This is a genomic window from Pseudomonas sp. KK18, from assembly GCF_037094675.1.
In the GTDB taxonomy this organism is placed as follows: domain Bacteria; phylum Pseudomonadota; class Gammaproteobacteria; order Pseudomonadales; family Pseudomonadaceae; genus Aquipseudomonas.
On the sequence record NZ_CP146605.1, the window covers coordinates 1,448,532 to 1,465,256 of the forward strand.

The window sequence follows — 16,725 nt, forward strand, 5'->3', positions numbered from 1 at the left end:
GATGGCCCAGAAGATCATTCGCGTAGGCGACATCGAGATTGCCAACGACAAGCCCATGGTGCTGTTCGGCGGCATGAACGTGCTGGAAAGCCGCGACATGGCGATGCAGGTCTGTGAAGAGTACGTGAAGGTGACCGAGAAACTCGGTATCCCCTACGTATTCAAGGCCAGCTTCGACAAGGCCAACCGTTCGTCCGTGACCTCCTACCGCGGCCCGGGCCTTGAAGAAGGCATGCGGATCTTCCAGGACATCAAGCAAGCCTTCGGCGTGCCGATCATCACCGACGTCCACGAGCCTGAGCAGGCTGCCGTGGTTGCCGAGGTGTGCGACATCATCCAGTTGCCGGCCTTCCTGTCGCGCCAGACCGACCTCGTGGTCGCGATGGCCAAGACCGGCGCTGTGATCAATATCAAGAAAGCCCAGTTCCTCGCGCCTCAGGAAATGAAACATATCCTGAACAAGTGCGTGGAAGCGGGTAACGACCAGTTGATCCTCTGCGAGCGTGGTTCGAGCTTCGGCTACAACAACCTCGTGGTGGACATGCTCGGTTTCGGCATCATGAAACAGTTCGAATACCCAGTGTTCTTCGACGTGACCCACGCGCTGCAAATGCCCGGTGGTCGCGCCGATTCCGCTGGCGGGCGCCGTGCCCAGGTACTGGACCTGGCCAAGGCCGGCATCAGCCAGTCCCTGGCAGGTTTGTTCCTGGAAGCCCACCCGGACCCGGACAACGCCAAGTGCGACGGCCCATGCGCCCTGCGCCTGGACAAGCTGGAGCCATTCCTGGCCCAGTTGAAGCAGTTGGACGACCTGGTCAAGAGTTTTCCGACGGTAGAGACCGCGTAAGCGCCATTTCTCCGGTAGACTTTCCCTCGCTTTACGCTCAGGCCCGCAGGCCTGAGCCTTGTCGCCTGCAAGCCTGCCCGTTGTTCCACCCTTGCGGTCGGTCAAAAGATTTCCTTCAGCTGCGTCGTTTTCGTCAACTTTGGAGTGTTTACAACAATGGCAAAAATCGTCGACATCAAAGGTCGTGAAGTTCTCGACTCCCGTGGCAACCCTACCGTCGAAGCCGACGTGCTTCTCGATAACGGCATCATCGGCAGCGCCTGCGCGCCGTCCGGTGCTTCCACAGGTTCCCGCGAAGCACTGGAACTGCGTGATGGCGACAAGAGCCGTTACCTGGGCAAGGGTGTACTCAAGGCGGTGGCCAACATCAATGGCCCGATCCGCGACCTGCTGCTGGGCAAGGATCCACTTGACCAGAAAGCCCTCGATCACGCGATGATCAAGCTCGACGGTACCGAAAACAAAGGCAGCCTGGGCGCCAACGCCATCCTCGCCGTGTCCCTGGCCGCTGCCAAGGCCGCTGCACAGGACCAGGACCTGCCGCTGTACGCCCACATCGCCAACCTGAACGGCACTCCGGGTGTCTACTCGATGCCGGTTCCGATGATGAACATCATCAACGGTGGCGAGCACGCTGATAACAACGTCGACATCCAGGAATTCATGGTGCAGCCGGTTGGCGCCAAGACCTTCTCCGAAGGCCTGCGCATGGGCACCGAGATTTTCCATCACCTCAAGGCTGTGCTGAAGGCCCGTGGCCTGAGCACTGCAGTGGGTGACGAAGGTGGTTTCGCGCCGAACCTGGCGTCCAACGAAGACGCACTGAAAGTGATCTCCGAAGCCGTGGCCAACGCTGGCTACAAGCTGGGCACCGACGTGACCCTGGCCCTGGACTGCGCGGCCAGCGAATTCTACGAAGACGGCAAGTACAACCTGTCCGGCGAAGGCCACGTGTTCACCTCGGAAGGTTTTGCTGACTACCTCAAGGGCCTGACCGAGCGCTACCCGATCATCTCGATCGAAGACGGCCTGGACGAGTCCGACTGGGCTGGCTGGAAAGTGTTGACCGACAAGATCGGCGAGAAGATCCAGCTGGTGGGCGACGACCTGTTCGTGACCAACACCAAGATCCTGAAAGAAGGCATCGACAAAAAGATCGCCAACTCGATCCTGATCAAGTTCAACCAGATCGGCACCCTGACAGAAACCCTGGAAGCCATCCAGATGGCCAAGGCTGCGGGCTACACCGCCGTGATCTCCCACCGCTCCGGCGAAACCGAAGACTCGACCATTGCCGACCTGGCCGTGGGCACTTCGGCTGGGCAGATCAAGACCGGTTCCCTGTGCCGTTCCGATCGCGTTTCCAAGTACAACCAATTGCTGCGTATCGAAGAGCAACTGGGCGGCAAAGCCAAGTACAACGGTCGCAGCGAGTTTCGCGGCTGATTGTTAAATGGTAAAAGGTCAGCGGATTACGTCGGAAAAATCACGGCAGCGTGAATTTCGGCGCTAATCTCATGACTAACAAGCACAAGCCTGGTTTTTCCAGGCTTCGTGCTATCAGTTGCTGCAAAAGTTTTGCATGGCTGTCTTTTTTCACTGGATACCCGATATTCGATGCGCAGTCCCAATTGGTTGTTCCTCGTCTTGCTCTTGCTGCTGGCTGGCCTGCAGTACCGCCTTTGGGTGGGGAATGGCAGCTTGGCGCAGGTCACCGAACTGACCCAGCAAATTGCCGCACAGCACGCCGAAAACGAGGTGTTGCTGGAGCGCAATCGCGTGCTCGATGCCGAAGTACTTGAATTGAAGAAAGGCATGGAGACCGTTGAAGAGCGGGCTCGCCATGAGTTGGGCATGGTCAAGGAGGGCGAAACCCTCTACCAGTTGGCCCAATGAGCATTTCGTCACCGGCCTTCTGGGCCGTGATTCCTGCCGCGGGCGTGGGTGCCCGTATGGCCGCGGACCGTCCCAAGCAGTACTTGCAATTGGGTGGGCGCACTATTCTCGAACACAGCCTTGGCTGTTTCCTCGATCATCCGGGCCTCAAGGGGCTGGTGGTCAGCGTTGCGATGGATGACCCTTACTGGCCGACCCTGGCTTGCGCCGCCGACCCACGCATTGTGCGCGTTGACGGCGGCGAAGAGCGCTCGGGTTCGGTCCTCAATGCCTTGCTTTACCTGCACGGCCAGGGCGCCAGCGATGACGATTGGGTGCTGGTGCATGACGCCGCCCGGCCGAACCTCAGCCGCGATGACCTGGACAAGTTGCTCTTTGAACTGGCCGACGACAGCGTGGGTGGGCTGCTGGCCGTGCCGGCGCGGGACACCCTCAAGCGCGCCGACAAGCACGGGCGCGTGTTGGAAACGGTTGATCGCACGCCGATCTGGCAGGCCTACACCCCGCAGATGTTCCACCTTGGCGCGCTGCACCGGGCCTTGGCCGACAGCCTGGTCTCGGACGTGGTCATCACCGACGAAGCCTCGGCCATGGAATGGGCCGGGCATGCGCCTCGCCTGATCGAAGGCCGTTCCGACAACCTCAAGGTCACCCGCCCGGAAGACCTTGAATGGCTGCGCCAGCGTCGGGCCTTCCAGTCTTCCTGACGATCAGCCAGCCGGGCCGTAGCAGTCTATCTCAGGTAGACGGGATGGTTGCCCAGGCCCTCCTTGAGAAAGTCCACCAGTTTTCGCACCTTGGGCGAAAGGTGGCGTTGTTGCGGGTACAGCGCCCAAACCGCGGTGTTGGGCGGTTGATGGGCTTCGAGTAACGACACCAGTGCGCCGCTGTGCAAATGCTCCAGCACGTAATAGTCCGGCAACTGGCAAAGACCGACACCTTGCAGGGCCGCATCCAGCACCGCTTGCCCGCTGTTGCAGCGCCAGTTTCCCTGTACCCGCTGGGAAAATTCGCGCCCGTCCTGGGCCAGTTGCCAAATATCCGAGCTGCCGATCAGGCAGTTATGCCGGCTTAACTCCGACAAGCTATGTGGCCGCCCGTACCTGGCCAGGTAGGATGGTGACGCGCACAGGTACATACGTCGCGGCGCGAGGCGGCTGGCAACCATGCGCGAATCCGCCAGGCGCCCGAGGCGAATCGCCAGGTCCAGGCCTTCGTGCACCAGGTCCAGCTGGCGGTTGGTCAATTCCACGTCCACGCGCAATTGCGGATAAAGCGCCATGAACCGCGTCACCAGCGGCACGATAAAACGCTCGCCGTAAGCCACTGCGCAGGTCATGCGCAACATTCCCTTGGGCTCGCTGGCCAGGTCGCCCACGGCGCGCAAGGCTTCTTCGCGACCGTCCTGCAATCGCTGGCAATGTTGCAGGAAGGTCTGGCCGGCTTCGGTCAATGTCACCTTGCGCGTGCTGCGATACAGCAAGCGTGTTTGCAGGCGCTCTTCCAGTCGCGCGACCTGGCGGCTGATATGGGACGACGACACGCCCAGGCGCTCGGCGGCCGCGGTGAATTGGCTGCATTCGGCCACGGCGACGAACTCGTCGATGCCCTCCCAGCGGTTTTCCAGCATGCTGATTGTCCCTGTGCGGCAATAATGTTTTGCTTTTGTCTGGATTATTAATCAGATGAGCATGTTTTACACTGCCGGTCTTACGTTTTTAACCCGATGGAGAAACCGGATGATCAAGTCCCGCGCGGCCGTAGCCTTCGAAGCCAAGAAACCCCTCGAGATCGTTGAAGTGGATGTGGCCATGCCCAAGGCGGGCGAGGTGCTGTTGCGGGTGGTGGCGTCCGGTGTGTGCCATACCGATGCCTACACCCTGTCGGGCGCGGACCCGGAAGGCATTTTCCCGTCGATCCTCGGCCACGAGGGCGGCGCCGTGGTTGAAGCCATCGGCGAAGGCGTGACCTCGGTGGCGGTGGGCGACCACGTGATCCCTCTGTACACCCCGGAATGCGGCAAGTGCAAATTCTGCCTGTCGGGCAAGACCAACCTCTGCCAGGCGATTCGCGCCACCCAGGGCAAAGGCCTGATGCCCGACGGTACTTCGCGCTTTTCCTACAAGGGCCAGCCGATTTTCCACTACATGGGCACTTCGACCTTCTCCGAATACACCGTGCTGCCGGAAATCTCCGTGGCCAAGATTCCCAAAGAAGCGCCGCTGGAAAAAGTCTGCCTGCTGGGCTGTGGTGTCACCACCGGTATCGGTGCAGTGATCAACACCGCCAAGGTCAAGCCGGGCGACACCGTGGCCATCTTCGGCCTGGGCGGCATCGGCCTGTCGGCGGTGATCGGCGCGGTGAAAGCCAAGGCCGTCCGCATCATTGCCATCGACATCAACCCGGCCAAGTTTGAAATCGCCAGGCAGCTGGGTGCCACCGACTGCATCAACCCGAAAGACTACGACCGCCCGATCCAGGACGTGATCGTCGATTTGACCGACGGCGGCGTCGACTTTTCCTTCGAGTGCATCGGCAATGTCCAACTGATGCGTGCGGCCCTTGAGTGCTGCCACAAAGGTTGGGGCGAGTCGGTGATCATCGGTGTGGCCGGTGCCGGCCAGGAAATCGCGACCCGTCCGTTCCAACTGGTCACCGGCCGCGTCTGGCGCGGTTCGGCGTTCGGCGGCGTGCGCGGTCGCAGCGAGTTGCCAAGCTATGTGGAAATGGCCCAGGCCGGTGAAATCCCGCTGGATACGTTCATCACCCACACCATGGGCCTGGAAGATATCAACAAGGCGTTTGACCTGATGCATGAAGGCAAGAGCATCCGCACCGTCATTCACTTCTGAGGTCGGCCATGAGTCTGGAAAACCTGTCGTGCCAGAAAAGCTTCGGCGGCTGGCATAAACGCTACAAGCATCATTCCGACGTGCTGGGTTGCGACATGACCTTCGCCGTGTACCTGCCGCCGCAAGCGGAGCAGGGCGGCAAATTGCCGGTGCTGTACTGGCTATCGGGCCTGACCTGCACCGATGAGAACTTCATGCAGAAGGCCGGCGCGCAACGCATGGCAGCCGAGCTGGGGTTGATCATTGTTGCGCCGGACACCAGCCCGCGCGGCCCCGGTGTGCCGGGTGATCCGGACAACGCCTGGGACTTTGGCCTGGGCGCCGGTTTCTACCTGAACGCCACCCAGGAGCCCTGGGCCCAGCACTATCGGATGCATGACTACGTGGTGCAGGAGTTGCCGGCATTGGTCGAGGCGCATTTCCCGGCGTCGGCCAAACGCGGGATCAGCGGCCACTCCATGGGCGGCCACGGCGCGCTGGTGTGTGCCTTGCGCAACCCGGGGCGTTATCAGTCGGTGTCGGCGTTCTCGCCGATCAACAACCCGATGGATTGCCCGTGGGGCCAGAAGGCATTCTCCCGCTACCTCGGCGAAGAGCGCTCGAAATGGCGCGAATGGGATGCCTGCGTGTTGATCAGCGAAGCCTCGGAAAAGCTGCCATTGCTGGTGGACCAGGGCGACCGCGACGATTTCCTCGCGGTGCAGCTCAAGCCTGAAGCGTTGCAACAAGCGGCCAGGGCGGCGAACCATCCGCTGGAGCTGCGCCTGCAACCGGGCTATGACCACAGCTACTTCTTTATCGCCAGCTTCATCGAAGACCACTTACGCCATCACGCGCGCGCTTTGCTCGGTTAATGTGAGGCAAAAGTAGGTAGAATCACGCCCTGAATTAAATCGGGGCGTTTTTTTATGCGTATTGGCCACGGCTATGATGTGCACCGTTTCGCCGAAGGCGATTTCATCACCCTGGGCGGCGTGCGGATCGCGCACCACCACGGGTTGCTGGCTCATTCCGACGGCGACGTGGTGCTGCATGCCTTGAGCGATGCCTTGCTCGGCGCAGCCGCGTTGGGCGACATCGGCAAGCACTTTCCGGACACCGACCCGACCTTCAAGGGCGCGGACAGCCGTGTGCTGTTGCGTCACGTGGTCGGCTTGATCCATGCCAAGGGCTGGAAGGTCGGCAACGTCGACAACACCATCGTCGCCCAGGCGCCCAAGATGGCCCCGCATATCGAAACGATGCGCGCGCTGATTGCCGCGGATCTTCAAGTTGAGTTGGATCAAGTGAACGTAAAAGCCACCACCACCGAAAAGCTCGGGTTTACCGGTCGCGAAGAGGGCATTGCCGTGCACTCCGTTGCCTTGTTGCTGCGCGCATGAATGATCTGCAACTGCTGGGCCCGCGTGCCTATGGCGAGGCCTTGGGCAGCGCTGTTCTGAAGGCCACCGCTGAAGACTTCCAGGTGGATGAAGTGCTGGATATCCCGCTGACCGGCGAGGGTGAACACCTGTGGTTGTGGGTGGAAAAGCGCGGCCTGAATACCGAAGAGGCGGCGCGGCGGATTGCCAAGGCGGCGGGCGTGCCGTTGCGTACCGTCAGCTACGCCGGGCTCAAGGACCGCCAGGCGCTGACACGCCAGTGGTTCAGCGTGCAGTTGCCGGGCAAGGCGGACCCGGACCTGAGCGCGGCTGAAAACGACACCCTGAAGATCCTCAAGACCGGCCGTCACAAGCGCAAGCTGCAGCGCGGCGCGCATTCGGCCAACGGCTTTACCTTGCGCCTGACCCAGTTTGCCGGGGATGCGGCGGCCATCGACGCCCGCCTGCAACTGATCGCCAGGCAAGGCATTCCCAACTATTTCGGCGCCCAGCGTTTCGGCCATAACGGCGGCAACGTCGTCGATGCCCGTGACTGGGCGGCGCGCAAGGCCTTGCCGGAGCAGCGCAATGTGCGTTCGCGCCTGCTCTCGACGGCCCGCAGCTTCCTGTTCAATAAAGTGCTGGCGGCGCGGGTGGCCGACGGTTCCTGGCAGCGCGCCCAGGTCGGTGACTTGCTGGCGTTTACCGACAGCCGCAGCTTTTTCCCGGCGGGGGAGGCTGAATGCAGCGACCCGCGCCTGGCAATCCTCGACCTGCATCCCACCGGCCCGCAGTGGGGCGAAGGTGATTCGCCGGCGGCGGGGGCAACCTTTGCGCTGGAACAGGCGATTGCCGACGGTGAAGCCGAACTGCGGGATTGGCTGGTGAAAGCCGGCATGAGCCAGGAACGTCGCATTCTTCGACTGCCCATTGGCGGGTTGACGTGGCATTATCCCGAACCTGACATTCTGCAATTGGAATTCGTCCTGCCGGCTGGATGCTTCGCCACTGTCTTGGTGCGCGAGCTTGTAGATCTGGTGCCGGTGGGGCAGACGGACAGCCCATGCGTATTCTGATATCTAACGACGACGGGGTCACTGCACCCGGCCTTGCCGCGCTTCATGCTGCGCTGGCGGATTACGCCGAGTGCGTGGTGGTTGCCCCGGACCAGGACAAAAGCGGCGCCAGCAGCTCGCTGACGCTCGACCGTCCGTTGCATACACAGACGTTGCCCAACGGCTTTATCAGCGTGAATGGCACGCCGACCGACTGCGTGCACCTGGCGATCAACAGCCTGCTGGACCGCGAGCCGGACCTGGTGGTTTCCGGGATCAACCTGGGCGCCAACCTGGGTGACGACGTGCTGTATTCCGGTACGGTGGCGGCAGCCCTTGAAGGGCGCTTCCTCGGTCGGACCTCGTTCGCTTTTTCGTTTGCGTCCCGTCAATTGGACAACCTGGCGACTGCGGCGTATTTCGCCCGCAAGCTGGTGGAGGCCCATGACACCCTGGTCCTGCCGCCGCGCACGGTGCTCAACGTCAATATTCCCAATCTGCCCCTGGACCACATTCGCGGTATCCAGCTGACCCGCCTCGGCCACCGTGCCCGTGCGGCAGCGCCGCTGAAGGTGGTCGACCCGCGTGGCAGGGAAGGGTACTGGATTGCCGCTGCCGGCGATGCCGAGGACGGTGGCGAGGGCACGGACTTTCATGCGGTGATGCAAGGTTATGTCTCGATTACCCCGTTGCAACTCGATCGCACCTTCAGTGATGCCTTCAGTAGCCTCGATGGCTGGCTGGAGGGGCTGCGCTGATGGCTCGTGAACAAGACGACCTGCTGCGCCGGGGCATCGGGATGACCTCCCAGCGCACCCGCGAGCGATTGATCCAGCGCCTGTATGAAGAAGGGCTGTCCAATGCCCAGGTGCTGGAAGTCATCCGGCGTACCCCGCGGCATCTGTTTGTCGATGAAGCCCTGGCGCACCGCGCCTATGAAGACACAGCCTTGCCCATCGGCCACAACCAGACCATCTCCCAGCCCTATATGGTGGCGCGGATGAGTGAGTTGCTGCTGGCGGCGGGCCCGCTGGACAAGGTGCTGGAAATCGGCACCGGCTCCGGCTACCAGACGGCCGTGTTGTCGCAGCTGGTGGAGCGGGTGTTTTCCGTGGAGCGCATCAAGGTGTTGCAAGACCGGGCCAAGGAACGCCTGGTGGAGTTGAACCTGCGCAACGTGGTATTCCGTTGGGGCGATGGCTGGGAAGGCTGGCCGGCACTGGCGCCATACAACGGCATTATCGTCACCGCCGTGGCGACCGACGTGCCCCAGGCGTTGCTCGATCAATTGGCTCCCGGCGGGCGCCTGGTGATTCCGGTGGGCTCCGGCGAAGTGCAACAATTAATGTTGATCATTCGCGAGGAAGAGGGCTTTTCCCGGCATGTGCTCGGCGCCGTGCGTTTTGTCCCGCTGCTCAACGGTCCGCTGGCCTGATCAATTATTCCTGCGTACTGAATTCTATTGCCGGGTATGTGTCTTACAGCGGGGTCTGTTGAGTCCACATCATCAGCCGTCGGAGTTAAACATGATGAAATTTTCTTTAGAGTCGTGTTTCCAGTAAAAACCCAACGGCCAGTTATACTTGCGTCATATTTCAAGCCTGATACAGGCGTTCATAGTCAGCCACCACAAAGGGAGCGGCGGGTGAGTCTCACGGTCATTGCACAGCGTATGAGTCAAACAAGCTTTCAGCGACTGGTGATTGGCCTTGTCTTGAGTTCCTTGCTGGCGGCTTGTTCAAGCACGCCATCCGGTGGTGCGCGGGTGGTCGACCGCAATAACGCGGTACCGCAGAAACCTACCGTTACCACAGGCCAATACGTCGTGCGCAAGGGCGATACGATGTTCTCGATCGCCTTTCGTTATGGCTGGGATTACAAGGCGCTCGCCGCCCGTAACAACATCCCTGTGCCATACACGATACATCCAGGTCAGACCATTCGTTTCGATGGACGAACCGGTTCAACACCGACCGCGGTAGTCACAAACACGGCTTCTTCGCCGTCGTCTTCGAGCAAGACCACCATCATCACCCGGCCTGCAGGCACCGCCGCGCCTAGCGTTGCGAGCAAGCCGGCACCTGCGCCGATGCCGCCGGCGGGGCCCGCACCGACCGGCTGGGGATGGCCCTCAAATGGCATCCTTATTGGAAAATTCTCTTCAAACGGTAGTTTGAATAAAGGCATTGATATCGCCGGGGATTTGGGACAGCCTGTTTTAGCTGCGTCTGATGGGACAGTGGTATACGCCGGGAGTGGTTTACGGGGCTACGGCGAGCTGGTCATCATCAAACACAGCGATACCTACGTCAGTGCCTACGGTCACAACCGCAGGCTGTTGGTTCGGGAGGGGCAGCAGGTCAAAGTCGGACAGACAATTGCCGAAATGGGGTCAACTGGTACAGACCGGGTGAAACTGCACTTTGAGATTCGCCGCCAAGGGAAGCCTGTTGATCCGCTGCAATTCCTTCCCCGTCGTTGATGTGTTGCACAGCCTGTTCCTCACGTAGTAGGAACAGGCTCCAGCGTTGCCAAGGATAAAGGCGTCGCTTGAGCTTGAGGTCGAACTCACCAAAGGACTATAACAATGGCTCTCAGTAAAGAAGCGCCGGAGTTTGACATCGACGATGAGGTTCTCCTTATGGAGACTGTCATCGATACGGAATCGATGTCGAATGAGGGACCTGCTGTACCTTCAGTTCGCACCAAATCCAAGAACTCCACCGCGTTAAAGCAACACAAGTACATTGATTACACACGGGCGCTCGACGCGACTCAGTTGTACCTCAATGAAATCGGCTTTTCCCCTCTGCTCACTCCCGAAGAAGAAGTCCATTTTGCGCGCTTGTCGCAAAAGGGCGATCCGGCTGGGCGCAAGCGCATGATTGAAAGCAACCTGCGACTGGTGGTGAAAATCGCCCGACGCTACGTCAATCGTGGGCTGTCCCTGTTGGACTTGATCGAAGAGGGCAATCTCGGCCTGATCCGGGCGGTGGAAAAGTTCGACCCTGAGCGGGGCTTCCGCTTTTCGACCTACGCCACCTGGTGGATTCGTCAGACCATCGAACGGGCGATCATGAATCAGACCCGTACGATCCGGTTGCCGATCCATGTGGTCAAGGAGCTCAACGTCTACCTGCGGGCGGCGCGTGAGCTGACACAGAAACTCGATCATGAACCTTCGCCTGAAGAAATCGCCAACCTGCTGGAAAAACCGGTGGGAGAGGTCAAGCGCATGCTCGGTCTCAATGAGCGGGTGTCTTCCGTCGATGTCTCGCTGGGTCCGGATTCGGATAAAACCCTGCTGGACACCCTGACCGATGATCGTCCTACGGACCCATGTGAGTTGCTGCAGGACGACGATCTGTCGCAAAGCATCGACCAGTGGCTTTCGGAGCTGACGGACAAACAGCGTGAGGTGGTGATTCGCCGCTTCGGGCTGCGCGGCCACGAAAGCAGCACCCTGGAAGATGTTGGCCTGGAGATTGGCTTGACCCGTGAGCGGGTGCGGCAGATCCAGGTCGAGGGCCTCAAGCGCTTGCGCGAGATCCTCGAGAAGAATGGCTTGTCGAGTGAGTCGTTGTTTCAATAAACGACGCAGGATGAAATGTGGGAGCGGGCTTGCTCGCGAAAACGGTGTTTCAGTCAGCCTATCTGGCGACTGATTCACCGCTTTCGCGAGCAAGCCCGCTCCCACATTTTTTTGTGCATGGAATTACATCGTGTGATTGGCAAATCCCGAGCACAAAAAAAGCCCCGCTTTGCTCGTTCCCACGCTCTGCGTGGGAATGCAGCCCAGGACGCTCCGCGTCCCAAAGCGTGACGCAGAGCGTCACAAGAGGCATTCCCACACAGAGCGTAGGAACGAGCGGGCACAAAAAAGCCCCGCTTTTGAGGGCGGGGCTTTTCGACTAAATCAGTACAAGTTAGATAACTTGAACTTCTTCAGCTTGCATGCCTTTCTGACCGCGGGTAGCGATGAAAGAAACCTGTTGGCCTTCTTTCAGGCTTTTGAAGCCGTCGGATTGGATAGCTTTGAAGTGAACGAACAGGTCGTCACCGGATTGTGGAGTGATGAAGCCGAAGCCTTTTTCATCGTTGAACCACTTAACGGTACCAGTTTGGCGATTAGACATGGTGTATCTCCTTGGACAAAGTTAACTGCGACTCAGGAAAAGCCCTGGCCGAGACTGAGTGCAAAGAGCAGGAAAAATTCTTGGAGATGGTTGGATCGAAATTCAACATATCGTGTAGAGATTCTCAGTGACACAAGCAGCACAGTGGCGCCACCTTAACCCTTTTTCCGGAACGTGCCAATGGTATTTCCGAAGGTTTCTCTATTTTCGTGACTGGCGGCACCCTGATACCGCACCAACACCCCACGATTGAAGGTGCGCCCCGCCCAGCAGGGGCTGCGCGGCGCCAAGAAAAACAGCCGCCCCTTTGAACCACGGGGCCAGCCCCGGTAAGATGCCCAACAGAATTTTTTCACCTCGCTATTCAGGACACCCGCCATGAGCATCAAATCGGACAAGTGGATTCGCCGCATGGCGCAAGAGCACGGCATGATCGAGCCCTTCGTGGAGCGCCAGATGCGTGGCGAAGGCGCTGAGCGGCTGATCTCGTTCGGGGTTTCCAGCTACGGCTACGACGTACGCTGCGCCGATGAGTTCAAGGTGTTCACCAACATCAACTCGGCAACCGTCGATCCGAAAAACTTCGACGAAAAAAGCTTCGTCGACGTCAAGAGCGACGTCTGCATCATCCCGCCAAACTCCTTTGCCCTGGCGCGCACCGTCGAATTCTTCCGTATCCCGCGTAATGTCCTGACTATCTGCCTGGGCAAAAGCACCTACGCGCGCTGCGGCATCATCGTCAACGTGACGCCGCTGGAGCCGGAATGGGAAGGGCACGTCACCCTGGAGTTCTCCAACACCACCACCTTGCCGGCAAAAATCTACGCCAACGAAGGCGTGGCGCAGATGCTGTTCTTCGAATCCGACGAAGAGTGCGAAGTGTCCTATAAGGACCGTGGCGGCAAGTATCAGGGCCAGCGCGGCGTCACTCTCCCACGCACTTGATCGAATCGTCTTACAGGCTAAGGGAATTTGTCAGCGGGCATGCACTCTATTGGGTGTACTGCCCCGACGCGTGCACAACGCGCCGGGCCACGCTTGAGGAGTCCCCTATGAAGCTCGATCCGCGAATCAGCGCCGAACTCGCCCGGCTTGAACCCAACCAGATTGGTGTGATGGCCTGGTCCTTGATGGCCGATCCCGCCGCAGGCGGCATTCCCGGCCAGCCAGGTCCCGATGATCCCTGGCCCAACCAGCCTGAAGAGCCTGGCGAACCTACTCTGCCTGACGAACCGCCTCCCGCCCCTGTGGCCTGATTTCCTGCACGTGTCGCCAATGGTCAGTTGCTCAACGCACTGGCCATACTTCCTGGTCTCCGATCACGAAGATCCGGCTGCCTTCTTCCTGCGTCACTGAATAACCCCCGGTAAAAGCGCCGAACGCCGGTAGCAGGCTGACTTGGTTGCCGATCAGGAAGCACGGCAGGCGCAAGCTTTGCCGGCCCTTGCCCCGCAGGCGATACACCGGATGCACGTGCCCGGCCAGCACATGGTGGCTGGCATGGGCGTCGGGCTCGTGCTGCAAGGCAAACGGGCCCATCAGCAAGGGTTCGGTCACCACCTCAATGTTCAGATCGCCAGGCGGGTCGCCGGCGCGTTTGTCGTGGTTGCCGCGAATCAGCGTGAGCGCCACGCCTGCATGACGCTCACGCCAGGCTCTCAGGGCGTTCAGGGTGCCGCTGGCGTGAGAGCCGGGCCCGTGGAGAAAGTCGCCGAGAAAGATCACCTGCGCGCCGGGGAAAGCCGCCAACAACCGGTCCAGGCGCTGCAGGTTGGCCGTCGTCGTGCCCTGTGGCACTGGCTGGCCCAGGCTGCGATAGGCCGACGCCTTGCCAAAATGCGCGTCGGCGATCAGCAGGCACTTTCTCGCAGGCCAGTACACCGCCTTGTCCGCGAGCAACCACAGCGCTTCTTCCGCCAGATGTATCGGGTAATGAGCGGGCATCAGGGCTTCCCGTTATCGGCGACTTTTTCCAGATCCTTGACCATCCGCGCAATCCGCTCCGAGAGTTTTTCCGAGCTCAGGCTTTCCCGAAAACGTTCCACCAGCAGCGGAAAGGCCAACGGCGTAGGCCGTTTGATGCGATGCAGGTCCAGCTTCAACCCAGACAGGTGGCGCAAGGTCTCTTCCAGGCGACGAATATCCAGCTCATCCCGCAGGACTTCTTCCCCGGCCTGGGTCAGCAGCAGGTTCTGCGGGTCATATTGCTTGAATACCTCAAAGAACAAACCGCTGGAAGCCTGGACCTGACGCGTACTTTTCGGCGCGCCCGGATAGCCTGCGAACACCAGCCCGGCGATCCGCGCGATCTCGCGAAAACGTCGCAGGGCCAGCTCACCGGCATTCAGGCTGGCTACCACGTCATCCAGCAGATGATCCGCGTTCAGCAGTTCGCCGCCCAATAACTCAGGCCAATCCACTTCGGTGGCACTCAGCAGTTCCAGCCCATAGTCATTGACCGCAATCGAGAACGTCACCGCCTGCCGCCGGCTGACGCGCCAGGCCAGCAGGCTCGCCAGCCCCAGATGCACCTGGCGCCCGGCAAACGGATACAGGAACAGATGCCAGCCTTCCCGTGACTTGAGGGCCTCGGCCAGCAAGTGATCGCGGGTCGGCAGTCCGGACCAGCGCAGCTGGGTTTCCAGCAAGGGTTGCACCGCTTGCATCTCCGGGCCGAGATAGTGACCGTGGGCAGCCGCATCAAAGCGCTCGACCACCGCCTGGGCCAGCTCGTTGGAAAGAGGCATGCGCCCGCCGTTCCAGCGTGGCACGGCAGCCTTTTTCGCGGTGCTGCGCTTCACATAAGCAGTCATGTTTTCCACCCGCACCAACTCCAGCAAGCGGCCGGCGAACAGGAAACCATCCCCTGGCTTCAGTCGTGCAATAAAGCCTTCCTCGACACTGCCCAGGGTCTTGCCACCGCCGCCTTTGCTCCAGAATTTCAGCTGGATGCTGGCGTCGCTGACGATCGTACCCACGCTCATGCGATGGCGCCGCGCCAGGCGTGCGTCGGGGACGCGCCAGATGCCGTGTTCGTCCGGCTCGACGCGGCGGTAATCCGGGTAGGCCGTCAGTGACAGGCCACCATGGCGCACGAAACCCAGGGCCCAGGCCCAATCTGCTGCGCTCAGGTCACGATAGGTCCACGCGGTGCGCACCTCCGCCAGCAGCTCATCCGGCACAAAGCCGCCGCCCAGCGCCATGCTCACCAGATGCTGCACCAGCACATCCAACGGCTTGTGAGGCGACTGGCGCGCTTCTATGCGCCGTTCAGCGATGGCGTCCTGCGCGGCAGCGGCTTCCACCATTTCCAGGCTGTGGGTTGGCACCAGCGTGACCCGCGACGGCCGGCCCGGTGCGTGGCCGGAGCGCCCTGCGCGCTGCATCAGCCGGGCTACGCCCTTGGCGGAGCCAATCTGCAGTACCCGTTCCACCGGCAGGAAATCTACCCCCAGGTCCAGGCTCGACGTACACACCACGGCCTTCAGTTGCCCCTCCTTCAGGGCTCGCTCCACCCAGTCCCGGGTTTCCCGGGACAGCGAGCCGTGGTGCAGGGCAATCACTCCGGCCCAGTCGGGGCGCGCGTCGAGCAGGGCCTGGTACCAGATTTCCGATTGTGCCCGTGTGTTGGTAAACACCAGGCAACTGCTGCTGGCATCAACTTCGGCCACCACTTGCGGGAGCATTTTCAGGCCGATATGGCCGGCCCACGGAAAGCGCTCGATAACCGGTGGCAACAGGGTGTCCACTCGCAACTGTTTGGTGGTTTGGCCTTGGACGTTGATCCCGCCGCCTTGTGGGATCAACACCTCCAACGCGTGGGCCTGATTACCCAGGGTTGCGGAAATGCCCCACACAATCAGCTCGGGTTGCCATTGCCGCAGGCGGGCGAGGGCCAGTTGCAATTGCACGCCGCGTTTGTTGCCGATCAGTTCGTGCCATTCGTCCACTACCACCATGCGCAGGTGCGACAGGCTGGGCTGGCTGTCGGCGCGGGCGAGCATCAGCGTGAGGCTTTCCGGGGTGGTGATCAGGGTGGTGGGCAGACGGCGGGTTTGGCGGGCGCGTTCGCTGCTGCTGGTGTCGCCGGTGCGCAGGCCGACGGTCCAGGGGATTTTCAGTGATTCGAGCGGGGCCTCAAGGGCGCGGGCGGTGTCGGCGGCCAGGGCGCGCATTGGGGTGATCCACAGGACGGCCAGCGGTTCGGCGGGGGCTTTGCGTTTGCGGGGTGTGGTTTCGGTGATGGCGAAGCGGTTGAGGGCGGCGAACCACAGGGCGTAGGTTTTCCCGGCGCCGGTGCTGGCGTGGAGCAGTCCCGACTGGCCTTCCTTGACTGCGTGCCATACGTCTTTTTGGAAGGCGAACGGTTTCCAGCCCTTGGCGGTGAACCAGTCTTTGGCGAAGTTGGGGGATTTGGCCATGCTTGGGGCTCTGGGGGGGTAATTCAGAGACCTTTGGGGTGGGGGAAAGGTTTAACTGCGATTTTTTTGGGGGGGGGTGTATATCCGTTATTTAGGTAACGGCTGCTTATGGTTCCGCTCTTACAGCGGGTCACTTTTTTACAAACGCCTAAAAAAG

At 60.8% G+C, this 16,725-nt stretch carries 18 protein-coding genes; 14 read left to right on the forward strand and 4 right to left on the reverse strand.

Annotated elements, in window-relative coordinates:
• The first annotated feature begins 1 nt into the window (after window position 1).
• The 4 genes from kdsA to ispD all read left to right on the forward strand — a co-directional run bounded on the left by kdsA (window position 2) and on the right by ispD (window position 3,450).
• Window positions 2-847 (forward strand): 3-deoxy-8-phosphooctulonate synthase, encoded by an 846-nt coding sequence (gene kdsA, locus V6607_RS06345; protein WP_003219295.1) that lies wholly within the window; start codon window positions 2-4, stop codon window positions 845-847.
• A gap of 156 nt (window positions 848-1,003) precedes the next feature.
• A complete protein-coding gene (gene eno / locus V6607_RS06350; RefSeq protein WP_003219294.1) occupies window positions 1,004-2,293 on the forward strand; it encodes a phosphopyruvate hydratase in 1,290 nt (429 codons plus the stop codon).
• Between the two features lie 171 nt (window positions 2,294-2,464).
• Complete coding sequence (gene ftsB, locus V6607_RS06355; protein ID WP_003219292.1) at window positions 2,465-2,743, forward strand: cell division protein FtsB; 279 nt, start codon at window positions 2,465-2,467, stop codon at window positions 2,741-2,743.
• Window positions 2,740-3,450 (forward strand): 2-C-methyl-D-erythritol 4-phosphate cytidylyltransferase, encoded by a 711-nt coding sequence (ispD, locus tag V6607_RS06360; protein ID WP_134325832.1) that lies wholly within the window; start codon window positions 2,740-2,742, stop codon window positions 3,448-3,450. The genes ftsB and ispD overlap by 4 nt, the downstream gene beginning before the upstream one ends.
• 26 nt (window positions 3,451-3,476) lie before the next feature.
• On the opposite strand, the gene V6607_RS06365 is transcribed toward ispD, so the two are convergent.
• Window positions 3,477-4,373 carry a LysR substrate-binding domain-containing protein gene (locus V6607_RS06365; protein ID WP_003219287.1) on the reverse strand — a complete coding sequence of 299 codons (897 nt, stop codon included), beginning with the start codon at window positions 4,371-4,373 and terminating at the stop codon, window positions 3,477-3,479.
• 109 nt (window positions 4,374-4,482) lie between these two features.
• Between V6607_RS06365 and V6607_RS06370 the strand changes: the two genes are divergently transcribed.
• From V6607_RS06370 to rpoS, 8 genes are all read left to right on the forward strand, one after another.
• The gene (locus tag V6607_RS06370; RefSeq protein WP_134325833.1) at window positions 4,483-5,595 is read left to right on the forward strand and encodes an S-(hydroxymethyl)glutathione dehydrogenase/class III alcohol dehydrogenase; all 1,113 of its coding nucleotides are present in this window, start codon (window positions 4,483-4,485) and stop codon (window positions 5,593-5,595) included.
• Between the two features lie 8 nt (window positions 5,596-5,603).
• Entirely contained in the window at window positions 5,604-6,449 is an 846-nt protein-coding gene (gene fghA, locus V6607_RS06375; RefSeq protein ID WP_003219284.1) for an S-formylglutathione hydrolase, read from the forward strand.
• A 54-nt stretch (window positions 6,450-6,503) separates the two neighbouring features.
• Window positions 6,504-6,977, forward strand: coding sequence for a 2-C-methyl-D-erythritol 2,4-cyclodiphosphate synthase (gene ispF, locus V6607_RS06380; RefSeq protein WP_003219282.1), 474 nt, complete (start codon window positions 6,504-6,506; stop codon window positions 6,975-6,977).
• Window positions 6,974-8,032, forward strand: a complete 1,059-nt coding sequence (gene truD / locus V6607_RS06385; protein ID WP_338743465.1) for a tRNA pseudouridine(13) synthase TruD — start codon at window positions 6,974-6,976, stop codon at window positions 8,030-8,032. The genes ispF and truD overlap by 4 nt, the downstream gene beginning before the upstream one ends.
• Window positions 8,020-8,769 (forward strand): 5'/3'-nucleotidase SurE, encoded by a 750-nt coding sequence (gene surE, locus V6607_RS06390; RefSeq protein WP_003219278.1) that lies wholly within the window; start codon window positions 8,020-8,022, stop codon window positions 8,767-8,769. The genes truD and surE overlap by 13 nt, the downstream gene beginning before the upstream one ends.
• 41 nt (window positions 8,770-8,810) lie before the next feature.
• A complete protein-coding gene (locus V6607_RS06395) occupies window positions 8,811-9,446 on the forward strand; it encodes a protein-L-isoaspartate(D-aspartate) O-methyltransferase (RefSeq protein ID WP_010176736.1) in 636 nt (211 codons plus the stop codon).
• Between the two features lie 210 nt (window positions 9,447-9,656).
• Window positions 9,657-10,493 carry a peptidoglycan DD-metalloendopeptidase family protein gene (locus tag V6607_RS06400; protein ID WP_032898924.1) on the forward strand — a complete coding sequence of 279 codons (837 nt, stop codon included), beginning with the start codon at window positions 9,657-9,659 and terminating at the stop codon, window positions 10,491-10,493.
• A gap of 105 nt (window positions 10,494-10,598) precedes the next feature.
• The gene (rpoS, locus tag V6607_RS06405; protein WP_003219274.1) at window positions 10,599-11,603 is read left to right on the forward strand and encodes an RNA polymerase sigma factor RpoS; all 1,005 of its coding nucleotides are present in this window, start codon (window positions 10,599-10,601) and stop codon (window positions 11,601-11,603) included.
• Window positions 11,604-11,937: 334 nt separating this feature from the next.
• Here rpoS and V6607_RS06410 read toward each other — a convergent pair whose 3' ends face one another.
• Window positions 11,938-12,147, reverse strand: coding sequence for a cold-shock protein (locus tag V6607_RS06410; RefSeq protein WP_002554837.1), 210 nt, complete (start codon window positions 12,145-12,147; stop codon window positions 11,938-11,940).
• A gap of 378 nt (window positions 12,148-12,525) precedes the next feature.
• Here V6607_RS06410 and dcd point away from each other — a divergent pair, with 378 nt between their 5' ends.
• A complete protein-coding gene (gene dcd / locus V6607_RS06415) occupies window positions 12,526-13,092 on the forward strand; it encodes a dCTP deaminase (RefSeq protein WP_003219273.1) in 567 nt (188 codons plus the stop codon).
• 107 nt (window positions 13,093-13,199) lie between these two features.
• On the forward strand, window positions 13,200-13,403 hold the full coding sequence (locus V6607_RS06420) for a hypothetical protein (RefSeq protein WP_003219272.1): 204 nt from the start codon (window positions 13,200-13,202) through the stop codon (window positions 13,401-13,403).
• A 31-nt stretch (window positions 13,404-13,434) separates the two neighbouring features.
• On the opposite strand, the gene pdeM is transcribed toward V6607_RS06420, so the two are convergent.
• Window positions 13,435-14,091, reverse strand: a complete 657-nt coding sequence (gene pdeM / locus V6607_RS06425) for a ligase-associated DNA damage response endonuclease PdeM (RefSeq protein ID WP_003219271.1) — start codon at window positions 14,089-14,091, stop codon at window positions 13,435-13,437.
• Window positions 14,091-16,568, reverse strand: a complete 2,478-nt coding sequence (locus V6607_RS06430; protein ID WP_134325835.1) for a ligase-associated DNA damage response DEXH box helicase — start codon at window positions 16,566-16,568, stop codon at window positions 14,091-14,093. Before V6607_RS06430 ends, pdeM begins: the two co-directional genes overlap by 1 nt.
• Window positions 16,569-16,725 lie beyond the last annotated feature (157 nt).

What these genes read in the sequence shown, in the direction of transcription:
- pdeM (WP_003219271.1), bottom strand. Translation starts at nt 14,091, where the DNA reads ATGCCCGCTCATTACCCGATACATCTGGCGGAAGAAGCGCTGTGGTTG.
- ispD (WP_134325832.1), top strand. Translation starts at nt 2,740, where the DNA reads ATGAGCATTTCGTCACCGGCCTTCTGGGCCGTGATTCCTGCCGCGGGC.
- kdsA (WP_003219295.1), top strand. Translation starts at nt 2, where the DNA reads ATGGCCCAGAAGATCATTCGCGTAGGCGACATCGAGATTGCCAACGAC.
- ftsB (WP_003219292.1), top strand. Translation starts at nt 2,465, where the DNA reads ATGCGCAGTCCCAATTGGTTGTTCCTCGTCTTGCTCTTGCTGCTGGCT.
- V6607_RS06430 (WP_134325835.1), bottom strand. Translation starts at nt 16,568, where the DNA reads ATGGCCAAATCCCCCAACTTCGCCAAAGACTGGTTCACCGCCAAGGGC.
- V6607_RS06420 (WP_003219272.1), top strand. Translation starts at nt 13,200, where the DNA reads ATGAAGCTCGATCCGCGAATCAGCGCCGAACTCGCCCGGCTTGAACCC.
- fghA (WP_003219284.1), top strand. Translation starts at nt 5,604, where the DNA reads ATGAGTCTGGAAAACCTGTCGTGCCAGAAAAGCTTCGGCGGCTGGCAT.
- ispF (WP_003219282.1), top strand. Translation starts at nt 6,504, where the DNA reads ATGCGTATTGGCCACGGCTATGATGTGCACCGTTTCGCCGAAGGCGAT.
- V6607_RS06370 (WP_134325833.1), top strand. Translation starts at nt 4,483, where the DNA reads ATGATCAAGTCCCGCGCGGCCGTAGCCTTCGAAGCCAAGAAACCCCTC.
- truD (WP_338743465.1), top strand. Translation starts at nt 6,974, where the DNA reads ATGAATGATCTGCAACTGCTGGGCCCGCGTGCCTATGGCGAGGCCTTG.
- eno (WP_003219294.1), top strand. Translation starts at nt 1,004, where the DNA reads ATGGCAAAAATCGTCGACATCAAAGGTCGTGAAGTTCTCGACTCCCGT.
- rpoS (WP_003219274.1), top strand. Translation starts at nt 10,599, where the DNA reads ATGGCTCTCAGTAAAGAAGCGCCGGAGTTTGACATCGACGATGAGGTT.
- surE (WP_003219278.1), top strand. Translation starts at nt 8,020, where the DNA reads ATGCGTATTCTGATATCTAACGACGACGGGGTCACTGCACCCGGCCTT.
- V6607_RS06365 (WP_003219287.1), bottom strand. Translation starts at nt 4,373, where the DNA reads ATGCTGGAAAACCGCTGGGAGGGCATCGACGAGTTCGTCGCCGTGGCC.
- dcd (WP_003219273.1), top strand. Translation starts at nt 12,526, where the DNA reads ATGAGCATCAAATCGGACAAGTGGATTCGCCGCATGGCGCAAGAGCAC.
- V6607_RS06395 (WP_010176736.1), top strand. Translation starts at nt 8,811, where the DNA reads ATGACCTCCCAGCGCACCCGCGAGCGATTGATCCAGCGCCTGTATGAA.
- V6607_RS06410 (WP_002554837.1), bottom strand. Translation starts at nt 12,147, where the DNA reads ATGTCTAATCGCCAAACTGGTACCGTTAAGTGGTTCAACGATGAAAAA.